12 protein-coding genes are annotated in these 15,765 nt (G+C 69.9%); 5 read left to right on the forward strand and 7 right to left on the reverse strand.

From position 1 onward, the window contains the following. Positions 1-2 precede the first annotated feature (2 nt). Positions 3-461: a 6,7-dimethyl-8-ribityllumazine synthase gene (locus ACFC06_RS23965; protein WP_375935876.1), complete on the forward strand. Its 459-nt coding sequence runs from the start codon at positions 3-5 to the stop codon at positions 459-461. Here ACFC06_RS23965 and ACFC06_RS23970 read toward each other — a convergent pair whose 3' ends face one another. The 4 genes from ACFC06_RS23970 to ACFC06_RS23985 form a co-directional block, all read right to left on the reverse strand. Beyond that, on the reverse strand, positions 462-1,910 hold the full coding sequence (locus ACFC06_RS23970) for a metallopeptidase (RefSeq protein ID WP_375935878.1): 1,449 nt from the start codon (positions 1,908-1,910) through the stop codon (positions 462-464). A 75-nt stretch (positions 1,911-1,985) separates the two neighbouring features. After that, positions 1,986-2,936, reverse strand: coding sequence for an endonuclease/exonuclease/phosphatase family protein (locus ACFC06_RS23975; RefSeq protein WP_375935881.1), 951 nt, complete (start codon positions 2,934-2,936; stop codon positions 1,986-1,988). Positions 2,937-3,002: 66 nt separating this feature from the next. Then, positions 3,003-5,516, reverse strand: a complete 2,514-nt coding sequence (locus tag ACFC06_RS23980; RefSeq protein ID WP_375935884.1) for a DUF262 domain-containing protein — start codon at positions 5,514-5,516, stop codon at positions 3,003-3,005. A 114-nt stretch (positions 5,517-5,630) separates the two neighbouring features. After that, the gene (locus tag ACFC06_RS23985; RefSeq protein WP_375935887.1) at positions 5,631-6,647 is read right to left on the reverse strand and encodes a hypothetical protein; all 1,017 of its coding nucleotides are present in this window, start codon (positions 6,645-6,647) and stop codon (positions 5,631-5,633) included. 225 nt (positions 6,648-6,872) lie between these two features. Between ACFC06_RS23985 and ACFC06_RS23990 the strand changes: the two genes are divergently transcribed. Next, positions 6,873-7,076 carry a cold-shock protein gene (locus tag ACFC06_RS23990; protein ID WP_019046048.1) on the forward strand — a complete coding sequence of 68 codons (204 nt, stop codon included), beginning with the start codon at positions 6,873-6,875 and terminating at the stop codon, positions 7,074-7,076. A 55-nt stretch (positions 7,077-7,131) separates the two neighbouring features. Here the strand turns inward: ACFC06_RS23990 and ACFC06_RS23995 are convergent, their stop codons facing one another. The 3 genes from ACFC06_RS23995 to ACFC06_RS24005 all read right to left on the reverse strand — a co-directional run bounded on the left by ACFC06_RS23995 (position 7,132) and on the right by ACFC06_RS24005 (position 13,171). Next, on the reverse strand, positions 7,132-10,146 hold the full coding sequence (locus ACFC06_RS23995) for a bifunctional [glutamine synthetase] adenylyltransferase/[glutamine synthetase]-adenylyl-L-tyrosine phosphorylase (protein ID WP_375935891.1): 3,015 nt from the start codon (positions 10,144-10,146) through the stop codon (positions 7,132-7,134). A gap of 43 nt (positions 10,147-10,189) precedes the next feature. Next, positions 10,190-11,527 (reverse strand): type I glutamate--ammonia ligase, encoded by a 1,338-nt coding sequence (glnA, locus tag ACFC06_RS24000; protein WP_278262622.1) that lies wholly within the window; start codon positions 11,525-11,527, stop codon positions 10,190-10,192. 111 nt (positions 11,528-11,638) lie between these two features. Then, positions 11,639-13,171, reverse strand: a complete 1,533-nt coding sequence (locus ACFC06_RS24005) for an alpha/beta hydrolase (RefSeq protein ID WP_375935894.1) — start codon at positions 13,169-13,171, stop codon at positions 11,639-11,641. Positions 13,172-13,384: 213 nt separating this feature from the next. Here ACFC06_RS24005 and panB point away from each other — a divergent pair, with 213 nt between their 5' ends. The 3 genes from panB (at position 13,385) to pip (ending at position 15,762) form a co-directional block, all read left to right on the forward strand. Next, positions 13,385-14,251, forward strand: coding sequence for a 3-methyl-2-oxobutanoate hydroxymethyltransferase (gene panB, locus ACFC06_RS24010; RefSeq protein WP_375935897.1), 867 nt, complete (start codon positions 13,385-13,387; stop codon positions 14,249-14,251). A 120-nt stretch (positions 14,252-14,371) separates the two neighbouring features. Beyond that, positions 14,372-14,800, forward strand: coding sequence for a hypothetical protein (locus ACFC06_RS24015; protein WP_375935900.1), 429 nt, complete (start codon positions 14,372-14,374; stop codon positions 14,798-14,800). Then, on the forward strand, positions 14,800-15,762 hold the full coding sequence (gene pip / locus ACFC06_RS24020) for a prolyl aminopeptidase (protein WP_375935903.1): 963 nt from the start codon (positions 14,800-14,802) through the stop codon (positions 15,760-15,762). The genes ACFC06_RS24015 and pip overlap by 1 nt, the downstream gene beginning before the upstream one ends. The last annotated feature ends 3 nt before the right edge of the window (positions 15,763-15,765 follow it).

The raw sequence follows: 15,765 nt of genomic DNA on the forward strand, positions 1-15,765 counted from the left end.
ACATGGGAAACACGTCTTCCGGCGCCGTCGCCTTCATCCGCGCCAGCTGGCACAGCTCCATCGTCTCCAAGGCGCACGAGGGCTTCCTCGCCGAGTACGCCGGGCTGGGCTTCGACCCGGCCGCGGTCGAGTCCTTCGACGTGCCGGGCGCTTTCGAGATCCCGCTGCACGCCCAGCGCCTGGCCCGCACCGGCCGCTACGACGCGGTGGTGGCCGCGGCGCTGGTCGTCGACGGTGGCATCTACCGGCACGATTTCGTCGCCTCGGCGGTGATCGACGGCCTGATGCGGGTGCAGCTCGACACCGACGTGCCGGTGTTCTCGGTGGTGCTCACCCCGCACCACTTCCACGAGCACAGCGAGCACGTGGACTACTACACCAACCACTTCGTGACGAAGGGAGCCGAGGCCGCCCGCGCGGTGGCGAACACCCTCAGCTCCCTGCGGTCCCTGCCCGCCTAGCTAGGCGAACTTCGTCAGGCAGGCCTGTTCGCCGTCGAGCACGCCGGTGCGGAACGCCTCGAGGCGCTGATAACCACTCGGCACCACCTCGCCGTTCACATCGGCGGCGGCCAGCCCGTCGGCGAGCAGGCCGGAGACCGCTTCGTCCAGGTCACCGGCCGACAGGCGCGGATCACTGCTGGGCTCACTGAGTTTCGTGGTGAGCGCGCCGGACAGGCACGCCGTGCGCAGGCCCGCGGTCGCGGCACCGGTGAGCGAGAGGCCACGGTCCTGCTGGACCGCGAGCGCGTAGCGCGAGACGAACACCACCGCCGCGTTGTAGTCGCCGGTCACCACCGCCGACAGCGACTTGTTCTGCGTCTCGGAGCCCTCGCCCGCTCGGGTGGCCATGGCGCTCAGATCGGTGCCGATGGTGTTGCTGCCGGGGCAGTAGGACACCGGCTCGGTGGTGGTGGTCGAGGCGCACGAGCGGGTGACGCCGCTGTAGTCGAACTTCGGTGCCTTCCGCACCGGCATCGACTTGCCGAGCTGGGTCGCGAGGGTGCTCAGGTTCTCCTTGTTCACCGGCAGTTGTTCCTCGCGCTCGGTTTCACCGAAGGTGACCGGCAGACTTCCCCGGCGCTGCTCGATCTCGTCCTTGTTGATCCCCTTGCACGTCGCCGCGCCCTCGGTGTATCCCATCTGCACCGCGGTGACCCGCTCGAAGGCCGAGCCGTGCACGGCATTCGGGTCGTTGGGGTCGCTGTCGCGCACCGCCACGGTCGCGCCGAGCACGCCGTTGAGACCGTCGGTGGTGTTGAGGGTGAAGTGCTTGGAGTTCCCCTCGGCGACATGGCGCAGGAACACCCCGGCCAGGCAGTCGGCCTGCTGTTCCTTGACCAGCGCGTCCATGGTGAGACCGCGCAGCAGGTCGGCCTGGGCCTGGATGGCGTGGCCGTACTCGTGGGCCAGCACCATCACCACCGACATGTCGTCGAACCGGTTGATCAGCAGCGGCAGCAGTACCGAGCGGTCCCAGCCGATGGTGTGGTTCAGCGGGCAGTACGCGGCGTTGACCAGCTGGTAGGTGCTGCTGAAGCAGAAGTTCACCGCCTCGGACTCCGGCGCCTTGGCCGACCACGAGATGTACTTCGAGGCGGGCTTGAAACTGCCGCGGAAGGTCTTGGAGTACTCGGTCTGCCAGAACTCCTCGATATCGGCGATGGCGTTGAGCGCGAGGGTGTCCACCGCGCCGCCGTCGCCGTTGTCGGCCTTCTTGTCGGTGTCGGGCACGCCGGAACGCGGTCCGCTCGGGCCGGTGGCCGAGGCCGCCCCCGCCACCTCCCACGGATTGTCGATGGCCGCGACGGCCTTGTCACCGGCGACGGTGTCCGCCGAACAGCCGGTGGTCAGTACCCCGACGCTCACCAATGCCGCGGCTGCGGCAATGGCGAAGCGATGCTTGATCATGCGCTGATTCCTCCCCGGGAAAGACGCGGACACGAGCAGTCCGCTGTCGAGCGCTCACATGGTAGTCGAGATCGCTCAGCGGTCCAGCCGGACCGTGGCCAGCACCGCGCGGTGATCGCTGCCCGGAATGGTCAGCGCGCGTACCTGTTCGGCGACGCCGCCGGCGAGCAGGATGTGGTCGATGCCGATCACCGGACCCCATCGGCGATCGGCCGGGAAGGTGAGCAGCATCCCGTCACCGGTTTGTTCCGCGGCCGCCTCGAACCGGCCGTCCAGCAGCGCCCGATAGGCCGAATGGTGCTGGGTGGCATTGAAATCCGCGCCGACGACCGCCGGTCCGGTGACCCCGGCCAGGATCTCGTCGACCCGGCGCAGTTCCGCCGACCACGCGTCGAAGTTCAGGTTCGGCGGGATCGGGTGGAAGGCGAACACCGAGATGTCGCCGCGCTGCGGATGCCGCATGGTCGCGGAGATATTGCTCATGATGAAGCCGTCGTATTTCACGGTGTCGTGCAGCGGGTACCGGCTGTAGATGCCGGTCCCGCCGCCGCCGGACCGCGCCGGTTCCAAGTAGACGTGCGGCAACTGCTCCTCGAGCCCGGCCGCGCGCAGCCGCACGATCGCGTCGTCGGTCAGTTCGTCGACGGTGAGCACGTCGACGGCGTTGTCGCGCACCACCTGGGTCACCGCGACCGGGTCGGCCCGGCCGAACAGCAGATTCGATTGCAGCACCACGAGTTCCGGTCCGTCGGCGGCCCGGCTGTCGGGCACGTACGGCGGCACCAGGGTCCACAGCACCCCCGCGAGCACCACCCCGGCCACTCCCGCGCTGCGCCACCTGCGCGCCGCCAGCAGCAGCACGACGCCGAGTACGGCGCCCAGCATCAACCACATCGCCCCCGAGGCCAGCAGCACCAGATTCCGCCGCTGCCAGTGCCCGGCGTGCAGGACCAACCCCGCCACCGCCGCGACCAGTGCGCCCCACCCCAGGCCGAGCAACGCCCGGTCCATCCATTTACGCATCATCGGGCCAGCCTAGGCGGCACGATCCCAGGGCCCGCTGTGGCGGTTCTGAGGGAACTCTGAGGCCCGCTACAGCGGCAGGCCCGCCTCGATCCAGTTGTAGGCCTGGATCTTGCGGGACTGCGGATCGTTGACGACCTGGTTGATCAGGTCGTTGATCTGCTCGGTGGACAGCGGATAGCCGTAGTGCTCGGCCGCACCGGCCGAGGCCCACAGCGAGGCGAACAGCCCGGGACCGCCGAGCAGGTGGGTCAGGGCCGTGGCGACCTCGTCGACGGTCCCGAGCACGCCGTGCACCAGCGCGATCGCGATGTCCTCGTCACCGGGCAGCGCGCCGGGGGCCAGCGCCCCGGATTCGACCACCCGCTGGGCCAGCCAGGTGCCGGGGATCAGCGGGTTCGGACCGACGGCATCGCCCAGGTAGTAGCGCCATTCGCCGGGGTTGCCCTGGTCGAAGGCGTGGATGTAGAAGGTACGCGTCAGCGCCCACAGGGCGATGTAGCGCAGCGCGAGCAGTTCGGGACCCAGCTCCGGGCCGTCCGACTCGGCCCGGTCCTTCTCCAGCAGATTCCAGGCGAAACGGAACCAGACCTGCTCGGAATTGCCCACCCAGGTCGCAGGCAACCGCTCGGCCAGGGCCGCGACATCGGCGGCGGGGCCGTCGAAGCCGAGATCGCCGGAGGCCTCCACGCGCAGATTGTCGACATAGCCGCGCAGCGCGTCGACGGAGGTGAACACCGCGTAGCCCAGCTGGGCCAGGCGGGTGAGATCGGCATTGGCGGGCTCGAACACCAGCACCACCGGCATGCCGACGCCCGGTTGCAGGCCGTCGGGCCAGAACGCCTCGGCGACGGCGAGTTCGCGGCCGGTGATCGGGTCGGCGACCTCGCTGTCGAGCAGCGGGAAGCCGAAGCCGTCGGCCACCAGGTCGTCGACCAGGGCGTTGACCTGATCCACCGCCGGATCGCCCAGGGTCGCCCCGGCGACCCCGACGGTGAGCAGGTTCGGCCGGTGCAGGGTGCCGGTGCGCAGTTGCTCGAGGAACGCGTCGGCCGCCGCCGACAGCAACAGCCTGCGCGCGCGCAGGAATTCGCGGTAGTTCTCCAGCCGCCACAGCGCCGGATCGGCCGGGATCCACTGCGAGGCCAGCACACCGGGGTTGCGGCGCTCCACCTCGGCGAGATATTCGGCGGGTTCGCGTTCGCCCAGTTCGGTTTCCGAGTCGGGGCTCAGGAAGCAGAAGTTGGCGATGGCGTTGATCTCGTTGCGCTCGTAGCCCGCGTCGCGCAGCATCGTCTTGGGGAACAGGTAGTGCACCTGCACCGGGGTGCGCTCGCCGAACTGCGCGATGCCCAGTTCCGAGCCGCTGCCCAGATCGCGCGAACCGTCCACGCGGGTCAGCAGATACAGCAGGGGGTAGAACCGGGAGCCACGGGTGGCGCCGGAGAAATCGTCGGCGCACAGGTCCAGCGAGCCGCCGCGCAGTCGCTCCAGCGAGGCGATGAGACCGTCGATCCCGCCGCGTTCGAGGGTTTCGTAGTCCTGCTGCAGGAAGGTCTCGGTGGACCCGCTGAACCGGCCCCACAGCGCCTGGTGCACATACCAGTACAGCACCCGGTCGCGGTGCAGGTCGTTGTCGAAGTGGCCGCCGTTGAGGAACAGCAGCCGGGTGATCACCGGAATCGCGTAGCGGCCCATCAGGACCCGGTCGTGGTCGAGGCCGAGGCGGCCTGCCACCGTGTCGAGGAAGGTGTCGACCTGGACGGCGGTGTCGCTGAGCGCCTGCTCGAACTCCGCGGGAGCCAGATCGCCGAGCGCGTCGAAGTGCGCGCGGCCGTTGCCCACCGCGATCACGTTGCGCAGCAACCAGTCCAGGGTGAAGGTGTAGCCGTCCTTGTCCCAGCGGATCAGGTGGTCGCGCAGGTTGCCGCGGGCCTGCGGCCACTGCGCGCACAGGGTGGCCAGTGCCAGGTCGCCCTTGGACAGCTTGGTGCCGCCGGAGTTGACCCGGTTGAAGATGTCGACCACCTCGTCGACGGTGCGATCCGAGCCGGTGATGGTCTCCACGTTGAACTCGCGGTGGGTGATCTCGCGCAGCTTGTTGAGCCGGGTCAGGTAGACCGCCAGCGTATCCGGGGCCTCGTCGGGGAACCGCGACAGATAGTGCATCGGCCCCTGCGCGAACAGTTCGGTGATGTCGATCCAGGCCGGGCTGGTGTCGCGGCCCGGGATCTGGAACTCGAAGACCTCACGCTCGACGTCGAAATGCAGGCCGGTGAAGGCGATCGCGTCGCCCTCGAAGAACGACGGCGCGCGCCCGCGCACGATGCCGTAGAGGGTGGTGATGCGCTGCTGGCCGTCGAGCAGCAGCTGGCGCAGGCCCGAACCGGTGGCCGTGCCGCGCACCGCGATGTCCTCGGACCCGGTCTCCCACACCAGCAGCCCACCGACCGGATAGCCCAGGTACAGCGACCGCATGAGCCCGCGCACCTGATCCCGGTTCCACACGTATCCGCGCTGGAACTCCGGCAGGAGGACCGCACCGGAGTCGATCTGGTCGAGCAGGTTGGACAGACGTGTCACGGCAGCCTTTCGATCGCGATCCGGGTAGCGGCGAAGCGCCCCATCGTTGCACGGATCGTACCGACAAACACCGACACTCCAGCGGCCGAACGGAACTGAGGCGGGCGTATCCGGTCAGCGCGGGCCGGTCACCGCGTCGCGGAACTGCGGCGAGGCGTAGAACGGGGCCAGCCTGCGGCGCAGGACGGTGTCGAGATAGCCACGCTCGTCGAGCTTTTGGAGCACCGAGGGGCCGAAGCGCAGCGCCTCCTCGATCAGGTCCTCGCGGCTGACGCCGAGCTCGGCGAGCAGTTCGGTCAGTGGGGTGTCGCCGTACTTGTCGAAGACGTGGTCGATGCCCTCGTCGAGCAGCGCGTGGAAGTAGCCCGTCTCGCGGAAGGTGCGCCAGAACTCGAAGGTGAGTACCACCGCGTCCTCGACGTCCTCGGCCGAGACCAGGTCGCGGAAGGAGCCGACCGCGTCGCCGGTGTGCTTGCGCCAGGTCGCGCGGGCGCTGTCGAGCAGCACCTCGTCGGCGTCGTTGCTGTTGCCGCGCAGGATGAATCGCGCGCCGGTGCGGGTGAGCCTGCCGACGCCGTTCTCGATCGCGGGCAGCGCGGGCTCGGCCAGCCGTGACAGCGCGCCGCGCAGCGTGCCCGCCAGACCACCGCCGGTCTGCTTGCCGTCGTCGACCGCGGTGACCACCGCCCGCTGCACCGCCTCGACGCAGGCGTCGACGGTGACCGGGCTCGACAGCACCAGCCGCACCAGCCGATGGGTGACGTCCATATCGGCCACCGCGTCGACCAGTTCGTCGAACCGGCGCGGATCGACCACGTCGCCGACCTCGAGCTCGTCGTTGACGCGATGGTTGTAGAGCCGGGCCGCGATCTCGCCGACGAGCTCGGGAATCGCGCCCTCCACCGGGATCTGCACGGCGTACTTGTGCGCGACGTCCTTGATCTGTTCCCTGGTCACCGCCTCGGCCAGGGTCAGCTCCTCGGCCTCGTCGAGCAGTCCGTCGACCTCTTCCTCGACGAACTCGAAAAAGCTCTCCCTGCGCAGCAGCTGGTCCTTGTGGAAGGCCACCTGCGCGTCGAGCAGCCGCATCGCCAGATCGAAGCCGTCCCCGTGCCCCTCGTTCGCACCCATGGTGCCCAGATTCGCACACCCCGCGCGACGGCGTGAGCGAGGCGCTCGCAATCGGTCCCGAACAGGCGCGACACGCCCGGGCTTCAGCGGCAGACTCAGCCCAGATCGCCCCTCGACACACCCATCCGAGCAGTTTGCTGGCGAGTATGGCATACTTGGCTGCTGAGACTGGGCTGATCGCAAGTGATCGCCATGGCTCACCTACGGAAAAGACTTTCAAAAATCATGACTCAAGGCACTGTCAAGTGGTTCAACGGCGAGAAGGGCTTCGGCTTCATCGCCCAAGACGGAGGCGGCCCCGACGTCTTCGTGCATTACTCGGCCATCAGCGGCTCCGGCTTCAAGTCCCTCGATGAGGGTCAGCGAGTGGAGTTCGAGGTCGGCCAGGGCCAGAAGGGCCCTCAGGCTCAGGACGTCCGCGCCATCTGATTCCGGCGCTCCAGTAGTCAAGCCCCGCACCCTCGGTGCGGGGCTTTTCTCGTTCTCACTCCCCGCCGAAGACCCGCTCCACGACCGCCTTGGCGCGCCGGGTGATCCGCATGTAGTTGTCGAGGAACTCCGAACCGTCGTCGGTCGGCCAGCCCGCCACCCGCGCGACCGCCGACAGCAACCGGCCGGGACCGGGCAGCTGATCGGTGGCCTTGCCCTTCACCAGCACCAGCGCGTTGCGGGCGGCGGTGGCGGTGATCCACGATTCGCGCAGCAGCGCCACGTCGTCGGGTTCGAGGATGCCCTCGGCCTCGATCACATCGAGTGACTGCAGGGTCGAGGTGTTGTGCAGGGCGGGCACCTCGTGGGCGTGGCGCAACTGCAGCAGCTGCACGGTCCATTCGATGTCGGCCAGGCCGCCGCGTCCGAGTTTGGTGTGGGTGGCCGGGTTGGCCCCGCGCGGCAGCCGCTCGGAGTCGACCCTGGCCTTGATCCGGCGGATCTCGCGCACCGCGTCGGCCGACACACCGCCGGCCGGATAGCGGATCGGGTCGATGACGTGCAGGAAGCGCACCCCCAGATCCTGATCGCCGGCCACCTGGTGCGCGCGCAGCAGCGCCTGCACCTCCCACGGCTGCGCCCACTGGTCGTAGTAGGCCTGATACGCCGCGAGCGTGCGGACCAGGGCGCCGTTGCGGCCCTCCGGGCGCAGGCCCGCGTCGACCTGCAGGGGTGGGTCGGTACTCGGCGCGCCCAGCAGCCGCTGCACCTTCTCGGCCACGCCGATCGCCCACTTCATCGCGGTGGTCTCGTCCTCGCCGGGACGCGGATCGCAGACGAACAGCACGTCGGCGTCGGAGCCGTACCCCAGTTCCATGCCGCCGAGCCTGCCCATGCCGATCACCGCGAAGTCGGCGGGCGCCCGGGCGCCGCGCTCGGCCTCCGACGCGCGGATGACCGCCCGCAGCGCGGCCTCGAGCACCGCGACCCACACCGAGGACAGCGCCGCGCACACCTGCGGCACGTCCAGCATGCCGAGCAGATCGGCCGAGGCGACCCTGGCCAGCTCGTGGCGGCGCAGCGAACGCGCCGCGGCCACGGCCCGGCGCGGGTCGTCGTAGCGGGCCGCGGCGGTCTGGATACCGCGGGCCACATCGTCGGGTTGTGGACCGAGCAGCTGCGGGCCGCCGGGGCCGTCGGCGTACATCCGGATCGTCTCGGGGGCGTTGATCAGCAGGTCGGGCAGGTATTCCGAGGAACCGAGCACGATCATCAGCCGCTGTGCGATGGCGCCCTCGTCGCGCAGTTCGCGCAGGAACCAGATCTGGTCGTCGAGCCCCTCCGAGACCCGGCGGTAGGCCAGCAGGCCCGCGTCGGGATTGGGGGTGTCGCCGAGCCATTCCAGCAGGGTCGGCAGCAGCAGCGCCTGGATGCGGCCCTTGCGCGAGACCCCGCCGGTGAGCGCCTTGAGGTGGCCCAGGGCGTTCTCCGGTGCCGCGTAGCCGAGGGCGGCGAGCTGACGGACGGCGGCGTCGGGGCTCAGGCGCAGCGCGTCGGAGTCCATCCGGGCCACCGCGTCGAGCAGCGGCCGGTAGAACAGCTTGGCGTGCAGGCGCCGCACCCGCACCGCGTTGCGGCGGATCTCGGTGTCGAGCACGCCCACGGCGTCCTGGCGGCCGTCGGGACGGATGTGGGCGGCGCGGGCCAGCCAGCGCATGCCCTCCTCGTCGTCGGCGGCGGGCAGGGTGTGGGTGCGCTTGAGCCGTTGCAGTTGCAGGCGGTGTTCGAGCAGGCGCAGGAACTCGTAGGAGGCGGTGAGGTTGGCGGCGTCGTCACGGCCGACGTACCCGCCCGCGGCCAGTGCCGCCAGCGCCTCGACGGTATTGGTGACGTGCAGCGACTCGTCGACCCGCCCGTGCACCAATTGCAGCAGCTGCACGGCGAATTCGACATCGCGCAGGCTGCCCGCGCCGAGCTTGAGCTCCCGCTCGCGCAGGTCGGCCGGGACCAGATCCTCGACGCGGCGGCGCATGGCCTGCACGTCGGCGACGAAGTCGGGCCGCTCCGAGGCGGTCCACACCATCGGCATCAGCGCGTCGCGATACTGCTGCCCGAGCTCCAGGTCGCCGGTCATCGGCCGGTTCTTGAGCAGGGCCTGGAACTCCCAGGTGCGCGCCCAGCGCTTGTAGTAGGCCAGGTGCGAGTCGAGGGTGCGCACCAGCGCGCCCGCCTTGCCCTCGGGACGCAGGGCCGCGTCGACCTCGAAGAAGGCCGAGCCCGCCACGCTCATCATCTCCGCGGCCAGCCGGGTGGCGGTGGCGTCGGCGGGTTCGGCGACGAACACCACGTCGACATCGCTGACGTAGTTCAGTTCGCGCGCACCGCATTTGCCCATCGCGATCACCGCCAGGCGCACCGGCACCTCGCCGTTCTTGCAGACCCGCGCCACCGCGACCGACAGCGCGGCGGTGAGCGCGGCGTCGGCCAGATCCGACAGGTGCATACCGACCACGGTGTAGGGCGGCACCGGCTCGTTCTCGACCGTGGAGGCCAGATCGACGGCGGCCAGCAGCATCAGCTGATCGCGATACCTGCCGCGCAGCAACGCGATCGCCTCCGGCCCGGCGATCCCGGCCCGGAACAGCATGGGCCCGGCGTGCGGTCCGGTCTCGGGTTTCGCGTCGACGGCGTCGAGCAGATCGGCGATCAGCTCCTCGCGCGGCGGAAGTTCCGGGCGGCGCAGGATCTTCCACGCGGCGGGCGCGGCGACGAGGTGGTCGCCGAACGCGGTGGAGGAACCGAGCAGCCCGAAGAGCCTGCCGCGCAGGCGCGTCTCGGCGCGTATGGCCGAATCCAGTTCGGCCCACCCGTCTTCCAGCGATTCGCGCAGCCGGATGAGCGTGGACAGCGTCAGATCGGCGTCGGGGGAACGCGACAGCGCCCAGAGCACGGGCACGCCGTCGACATTGTCCCAGCCGAGCTCGCGCAGGGATGCCGCCGCTGTCGGTTCGAGAAGACCTAGCCGGCCGACGCCGGGAACAGCGGAGCGGGCAGTCGGAGGCCGGACCATGCCGATAAAACTACAGGGTCCGGGCTACGAAGTCGTCACGCCGTCAGAGGCTCAGGTACTCCTTCAGCTCCCACGGGGTGACCTGGCTGCGGTAGTCGGCCCACTCCCGGCGCTTGTTGCGCAGGAAGAAGTCGAACACGTGCTCGCCGAGGGTCTCGGCCACCAGCTCCGAGCGTTCCATCGCCTGCAGCGCCTCGTCGAGGGTGCCGGGCAGCGAGCGGAAGCCCATGGCGCGACGCTCGGCGTCGGTCAGGGCCCACACGTCGTCCTCGGCCTCGGGCGGCAGGGTGTAGCCCTTCTCGATCCCGCGCAGCCCGGCGGCCAGCAGCACCGCGAAGGTCAGGTAGGGGTTGCAGGCCGAATCGGGGCTGCGGATCTCGACGCGGCGCGAGGAGGACTTGTTCGGCGTGTACATCGGCACACGCACCAGCGCCGAGCGGTTGGACCGGCCCCAGGAGGCCGCCGTCGGGGCCTCGCCGCCGTGGATCAGGCGCTTGTAGGAGTTGACCCACTGGTTGCTGATCGCGCTGATCTCCGGGGCGTGCTCGAGGATGCCCGCGATGAACGAGCGCGCGGTGAGCGAGAGGTTGTTCGGGTCGTCGGGGTCGGCGAAGGCGTTGGACTCGCCCTCGAACAGGCTCATGTGGGTGTGCATGGCCGAACCCGGGTACTGGGAGAACGGCTTGGGCATGAACGTCGCGCGCACGCCCTCGTCGATCGCGACCTCCTTGATGAGGTAGCGGAAGGTCATCACGTTGTCGGCCATCGACAGCGCGTCGGCGTAGCGCAGATCGATCTCCTGCTGGCCGGGGGCGCCCTCGTGGTGGCTGAACTCCACCGAGATGCCCATCGACTCGAGCGCGTCGATGGCGTGGCGGCGGAAGTTGGGGGCCGAGTCGTGCACGGCCTGGTCGAAGAAGCCGCCGTTGTCGGCCGGGACCGGGGCGCCGTCCTTGAGATTGTTCTCCAGCAGGAAGAACTCGATCTCGGGGTGCACGTAGCAGCTGAAGCCCACGTCGGCGGCCTTGTTGAGCTGACGGCGCAGCACGTGGCGCGGGTCGGCCCAGGACGGGGAACCGTCGGGCATGGTGATGTCGCAGAACATGCGCGCGGAGTGCTGGTGACCCTTGGAGGTCGACCAGGGCAGCACCTGGAAGGTCGACGGATCGGGACGCGCGACCATGTCGGCCTCGGACACCCGCGCGAAGCCCTCGATCGCCGAGCCGTCGAAGCCGATGCCCTCCTCGAAGGCGCCCTCGAGCTCGGCGGGAGCGATCGCGACGGACTTCAGGTAGCCCAGCACGTCGGTGAACCAGAGACGTACGAAGCGGATGTCCCGCTCTTCGAGCGTCCGCAGCACGAATTCCTTCTGGCGATCCATACGGCGAGCGTAAGCACCTGGCGTTAAATCCGTGTTACATACACGCGTGGGTTTGCGTTCCGATCGCGGTGCGCGTGCCCCTCACCGGCCACGACGCCGCCCCGGGACCTCTCAGCATGTGAGATCGGAGGCGGGCGTGGTGAGTTCGACGAGGTAGTCGATGACCGCGTCGTCGAGGCAGCTGTCCCCCGCGACCAGCGCCGCGGTGTGCCGGTTGCCACGGAAGGTGATCAGTTCGGCGCCCAGTTGCGCGGCCAGGTCGACGCCCGCCTGATACGGCGTGGCCGGGTCCTCGGTGGTCGAGACCACGACCACGGTGGGCAGGCCGGGGGCCGAGATGCGGTGCGGGGTGCTGGTGTTGGGCACCGGCCAGGACGCGCACAGTTCCAGCGGCGCGGCGCCGGTGCCCTTGCCGTCGTCGAGGAAGGGGGCGGCCTTGCGGTATTCGGTGTCCTGACGGCCGGTCACGGCCGGATCGGTGACGCGCGGGTCGTCGACGCAGCGGATGGCGTTGAAGGCGTCCTGGGTGTTGGCGTAGCTGCCGTCCTCGCGGCGGCCGTCGTACATGTCGGCCAGTTGCAGCAGGGTGTCGCCCTTGCCCTCGCGCAGTTCGAGCAGGCCCTGGGTGAGCACGTTCCACAGGTCGTCGGTGTAGAGGGCCTGCTGCACGCCGGTGATCGCGTCGCCGTAGCTGAGCCCCCGCGGGTCGGCGGTGGCGGCGGGAGTGGTCTCCAGCGGACCGACCAGTTCGCGGAAACGGGCCACCGCCTGGGCAGGGTCGGTGCCGAGCGGGCATTCGGCGTGGGTGGCGCAGTCGGCGGCGTAGGCGTTGAACACGCCCTGGAAGCCCGCGGCCTGGCGCAGCGATTCCTGCACCGGGTCCTGGGAGGAGTCCACCGCGCCGTCGAGGACCAGGGCGCGCACGTTCTGCGGGAACTTCTCGGCGTAGGCCGAACCCAGGCGGGTGCCGTAGGAGTAGCCCAGGTAGCTGAGCTTCGCGTCGCCCAGCGCGGCCCGGATGACGTCCATGTCCTGGATCACCTCGCGGGTGCCGACGTGGGCGAGCAGGTCGGTGCCGGTGCGTTCGGCGCAGCGGCCGGCGTACTCGCGGTTGTCGGCTTCGGCCGCGGCGATGCCCTCGGGGGTGTTGTCCAGCGGGGGTTCGGCGCGTTCGGCGTCGGCCTGCTGCGGGGTCAGGCAGACGATCGCGGGCAGCGACGAGCCGACGCCGCGCGGATCGAAACCGACCCGGTCGAAGCGCTCGGCCAGCGGGGTACGGTTGCCGATCCCGACCATCGACAGGCCCGAGACGCCGGGTCCGCCGGGGTTGAGCAGCAGCGAGCCGATCTTGTTCTTGCCGGTCGCGGGGATGCGCGACAGCGCGATCTGGGCGGTCTCGCCGTCGGGTCGCGCGTAGTCGACCGGCACGGTGACCCGCGCGCACTGGGCATTGGGTGGCAGCCGGTCGTCGGGGCTGCCGTAGTCCGTGCACGAACCCCAGTCGACCTGCTGCTGGTAGAAGCGGTCCAGCCCGGCGGGCGGTGGCGGCAGCGGCGCGCTCGGGGTCGCCTGCTCGGCGGAGCATCCGGTGACGACCAGCGCGCAGAGCGCGCCGAGGGTGACGACGAGCCGGCCTCGCTGCACAGTGGCCCACCTTTCCGCGCCGCGGGGGCGCACAGCACGATGCGCCCGATCGGCGCGACAGGGCTCGGGTGTCACGGTAGCCGAGCCGCTGGTGTGACCGATCACACCGGCCCGGCCCCTTAAGCGGCCCCCGGCGCGGGTGGCACACTGGATTCGTCAGAAAAACCCGGGGACCCGCTACGGGCCTCGAGGAACCAGACGAAAGGGACGATGATGTCCGTCTCCGATGAGCAGTCCCCTGCCTACGGTGCCGCTCCCGCCGACACCGCCTCGACCGAGCGGCCTCGCCGCAAGACCCGCGTCCAGCATCTGCAGCAGATGAAGGCCGAGGGCGAACGCTGGTCGATGCTGACCGCCTACGACTACTCCTCCGCGCGCCTGTTCGAAGAGGCGGGCATTCCGGTGCTGCTGGTCGGCGATTCCGCCGCCAATGTGGTCTACGGCTACGACACCACCGTGCCGATCACCGTCGACGAGCTGATCCCGCTGGTGCGCGGTGTTGTGCGCGGCGCCCCGCACGCGCTGGTCGTGGCCGACCTGCCGTTCGGCACCTACGAGTCCTCCCCGCAGCAGGCGCTGGCCACCGCCACCCGCTTCATGAAGGAGGGCCAGGCGCACGCGGTGAAGCTCGAGGGCGGCGAACGCGTCGCCGAGCAGATCGCGCTCATCACCGCCGCGGGCATCCCGGTGATGGCCCACATCGGCTTCACTCCCCAGAGCGTGAACACCCTCGGCGGTTTCCGTGTGCAGGGCCGCGGCGACGGCGCCGAACAGCTCATCGCCGACGCCATCGCCGTGCAGGAGGCCGGTGCGTTCTCGGTGGTCATGGAGATGGTGCCCGCCGAGCTGGCCGGCCAGGTGACCCACAAGCTCACCATCCCCACCGTCGGTATCGGCGCCGGCGCCGACTGCGACGCGCAGGTGCTGGTCTGGCAGGACATGGCCGGCTACACCAGCGGCAAGACCGCCAAGTTCGTCAAGCGCTTCGGCAATGTCGGCGACGAACTCCGCTCCGCGGCGGCCGCCTACGCCACGGAAGTCCGCCAGGGCACCTTCCCCGGACCGGAACACAGCTTCTGAGCTGACCGCACTCCGAACCCCGCACCGGCGACCTCACGGAGCGGGGCTCGGCGCTCCGACAAACACCCGCACTCCTGGCAGACTCGACGGCGACATTCGCCGACCAGTCATGAGGTACCGATGCATCGCCGCTGGATTTCCCGAACCGTCGTCTCGCCGGCAGCAGCGCTCGCCGTCGCGGGTCTGACCGCCTGCGGCGGTGCGCAACCCGCCCAGGACGACGCGGCGGCGACCACCACTGCCACCGTCGCGACCACCACGGCCGCCAAGCCCGGCGAGGTGACCATCAGCGACGCCGCCGCCACCGAACTGTGCGAGATGATCCGCCACGAGCTGTCGAACTTCCGGGTGCAGGGCCCGACGCTGGGGCGGTTCTCGCTCAACGCGATGGTGCACGAGTGGGCGCTGCGCAACGGCGGGATCAACGGGCAGGTACTGGCCGACAAGGCGATCGTCGACCGGGTGACCACCGCCGCCTGCGCCGAGGTACGCACCGAGGCGCTCACCGCCCTGGAGCTGCCGAATCTGGCCGCGGGACTGGCCTTCTGATGCGCGAGCTCTATCCCGGGATCGAGCCGTTCGAGGACGGCCTGCTCGACGTGGGCGACGGCCAGTCGGTGTACTGGGAGGTCAGCGGAAACCCGGACGGCAAGCCGGTGGTCTTCGTGCACGGCGGACCGGGCGGTGGCACCGGCCCGTTGCAACGGCGCTTCTTCGATCCGGCGGTGTACCGGATCGTGCTGTTCGATCAGCGCGGCTGCGGAAAGTCGGTGCCGCACATCGCCGACGGTGCGAGCCTGGCGACCAACACCACCGCGCATCTGATCGCCGACATGGAACTGCTGCGCGCGCGGCTCGGGATCGAGCGCTGGCAGGTGTTCGGTGGGTCGTGGGGTTCCACGCTGGGCCTGGCCTACGCGCAGGCGCATCCCGAGCGGGTCACCGAGCTGGTGTTGCGCGGCATCTTCCTGTTGCGGCGCAAGGAGATCGACTGGTACTACAACGGCGCGGCGGGCAATGTCTACCCGGCCGAATGGGCGAAGTTCCTGGCTCCGGTGCCCGTCGAGGAGCGCGAGGGCGACCTGGTCGAGGCGTATCACCGGCTGCTGCACGCCGACGATCCGCAGGTCGCGCTCGACGCCGCGGTGGCCTGGTCGACCTGGGAGGGCGCGACGAGTTCGCTGCTGCCGCAACCGGATCGGATCGCCGAGACCGGCGAGGCGCGCTTCGCACTCGCCTTCGCGCGCATCGAAAACCACTATTTCCGGCACGGCGGATTCCTCGACGAGGGACAGTTGCTGCGTGACATCGATCGGATCGCCGACATCCCCGGGGTGATCGTGCAGGGCCGCCACGACATCGTGTGCCCGGCCGTCAGCGCCTGGGACCTGCACACCGCGTGGCCCGGCTCGACGCTGCACATCGTGGAGGACGCGGGGCACACCGCGCACGAGCCCGGCATCACCCACCATCTGGTGGCGGCGACCGACGCGTTCGGGAAGCGAGACTGAATC

It is taken from the genome of Nocardia sp. NPDC056064, from assembly GCF_042266925.1.
Lineage (GTDB): Bacteria > Actinomycetota > Actinomycetes > Mycobacteriales > Mycobacteriaceae > Nocardia.

What these genes read in the sequence shown, in the direction of transcription:
- ACFC06_RS23965 (WP_375935876.1), top strand. Translation starts at nt 3, where the DNA reads ATGGGAAACACGTCTTCCGGCGCCGTCGCCTTCATCCGCGCCAGCTGG.
- ACFC06_RS23970 (WP_375935878.1), bottom strand. Translation starts at nt 1,910, where the DNA reads ATGATCAAGCATCGCTTCGCCATTGCCGCAGCCGCGGCATTGGTGAGC.
- ACFC06_RS23975 (WP_375935881.1), bottom strand. Translation starts at nt 2,936, where the DNA reads ATGATGCGTAAATGGATGGACCGGGCGTTGCTCGGCCTGGGGTGGGGC.
- ACFC06_RS23985 (WP_375935887.1), bottom strand. Translation starts at nt 6,647, where the DNA reads ATGGGTGCGAACGAGGGGCACGGGGACGGCTTCGATCTGGCGATGCGG.
- ACFC06_RS23990 (WP_019046048.1), top strand. Translation starts at nt 6,873, where the DNA reads ATGACTCAAGGCACTGTCAAGTGGTTCAACGGCGAGAAGGGCTTCGGC.
- ACFC06_RS23995 (WP_375935891.1), bottom strand. Translation starts at nt 10,146, where the DNA reads ATGGTCCGGCCTCCGACTGCCCGCTCCGCTGTTCCCGGCGTCGGCCGG.
- glnA (WP_278262622.1), bottom strand. Translation starts at nt 11,527, where the DNA reads ATGGATCGCCAGAAGGAATTCGTGCTGCGGACGCTCGAAGAGCGGGAC.
- panB (WP_375935897.1), top strand. Translation starts at nt 13,385, where the DNA reads ATGTCCGTCTCCGATGAGCAGTCCCCTGCCTACGGTGCCGCTCCCGCC.
- ACFC06_RS24015 (WP_375935900.1), top strand. Translation starts at nt 14,372, where the DNA reads ATGCATCGCCGCTGGATTTCCCGAACCGTCGTCTCGCCGGCAGCAGCG.
- pip (WP_375935903.1), top strand. Translation starts at nt 14,800, where the DNA reads ATGCGCGAGCTCTATCCCGGGATCGAGCCGTTCGAGGACGGCCTGCTC.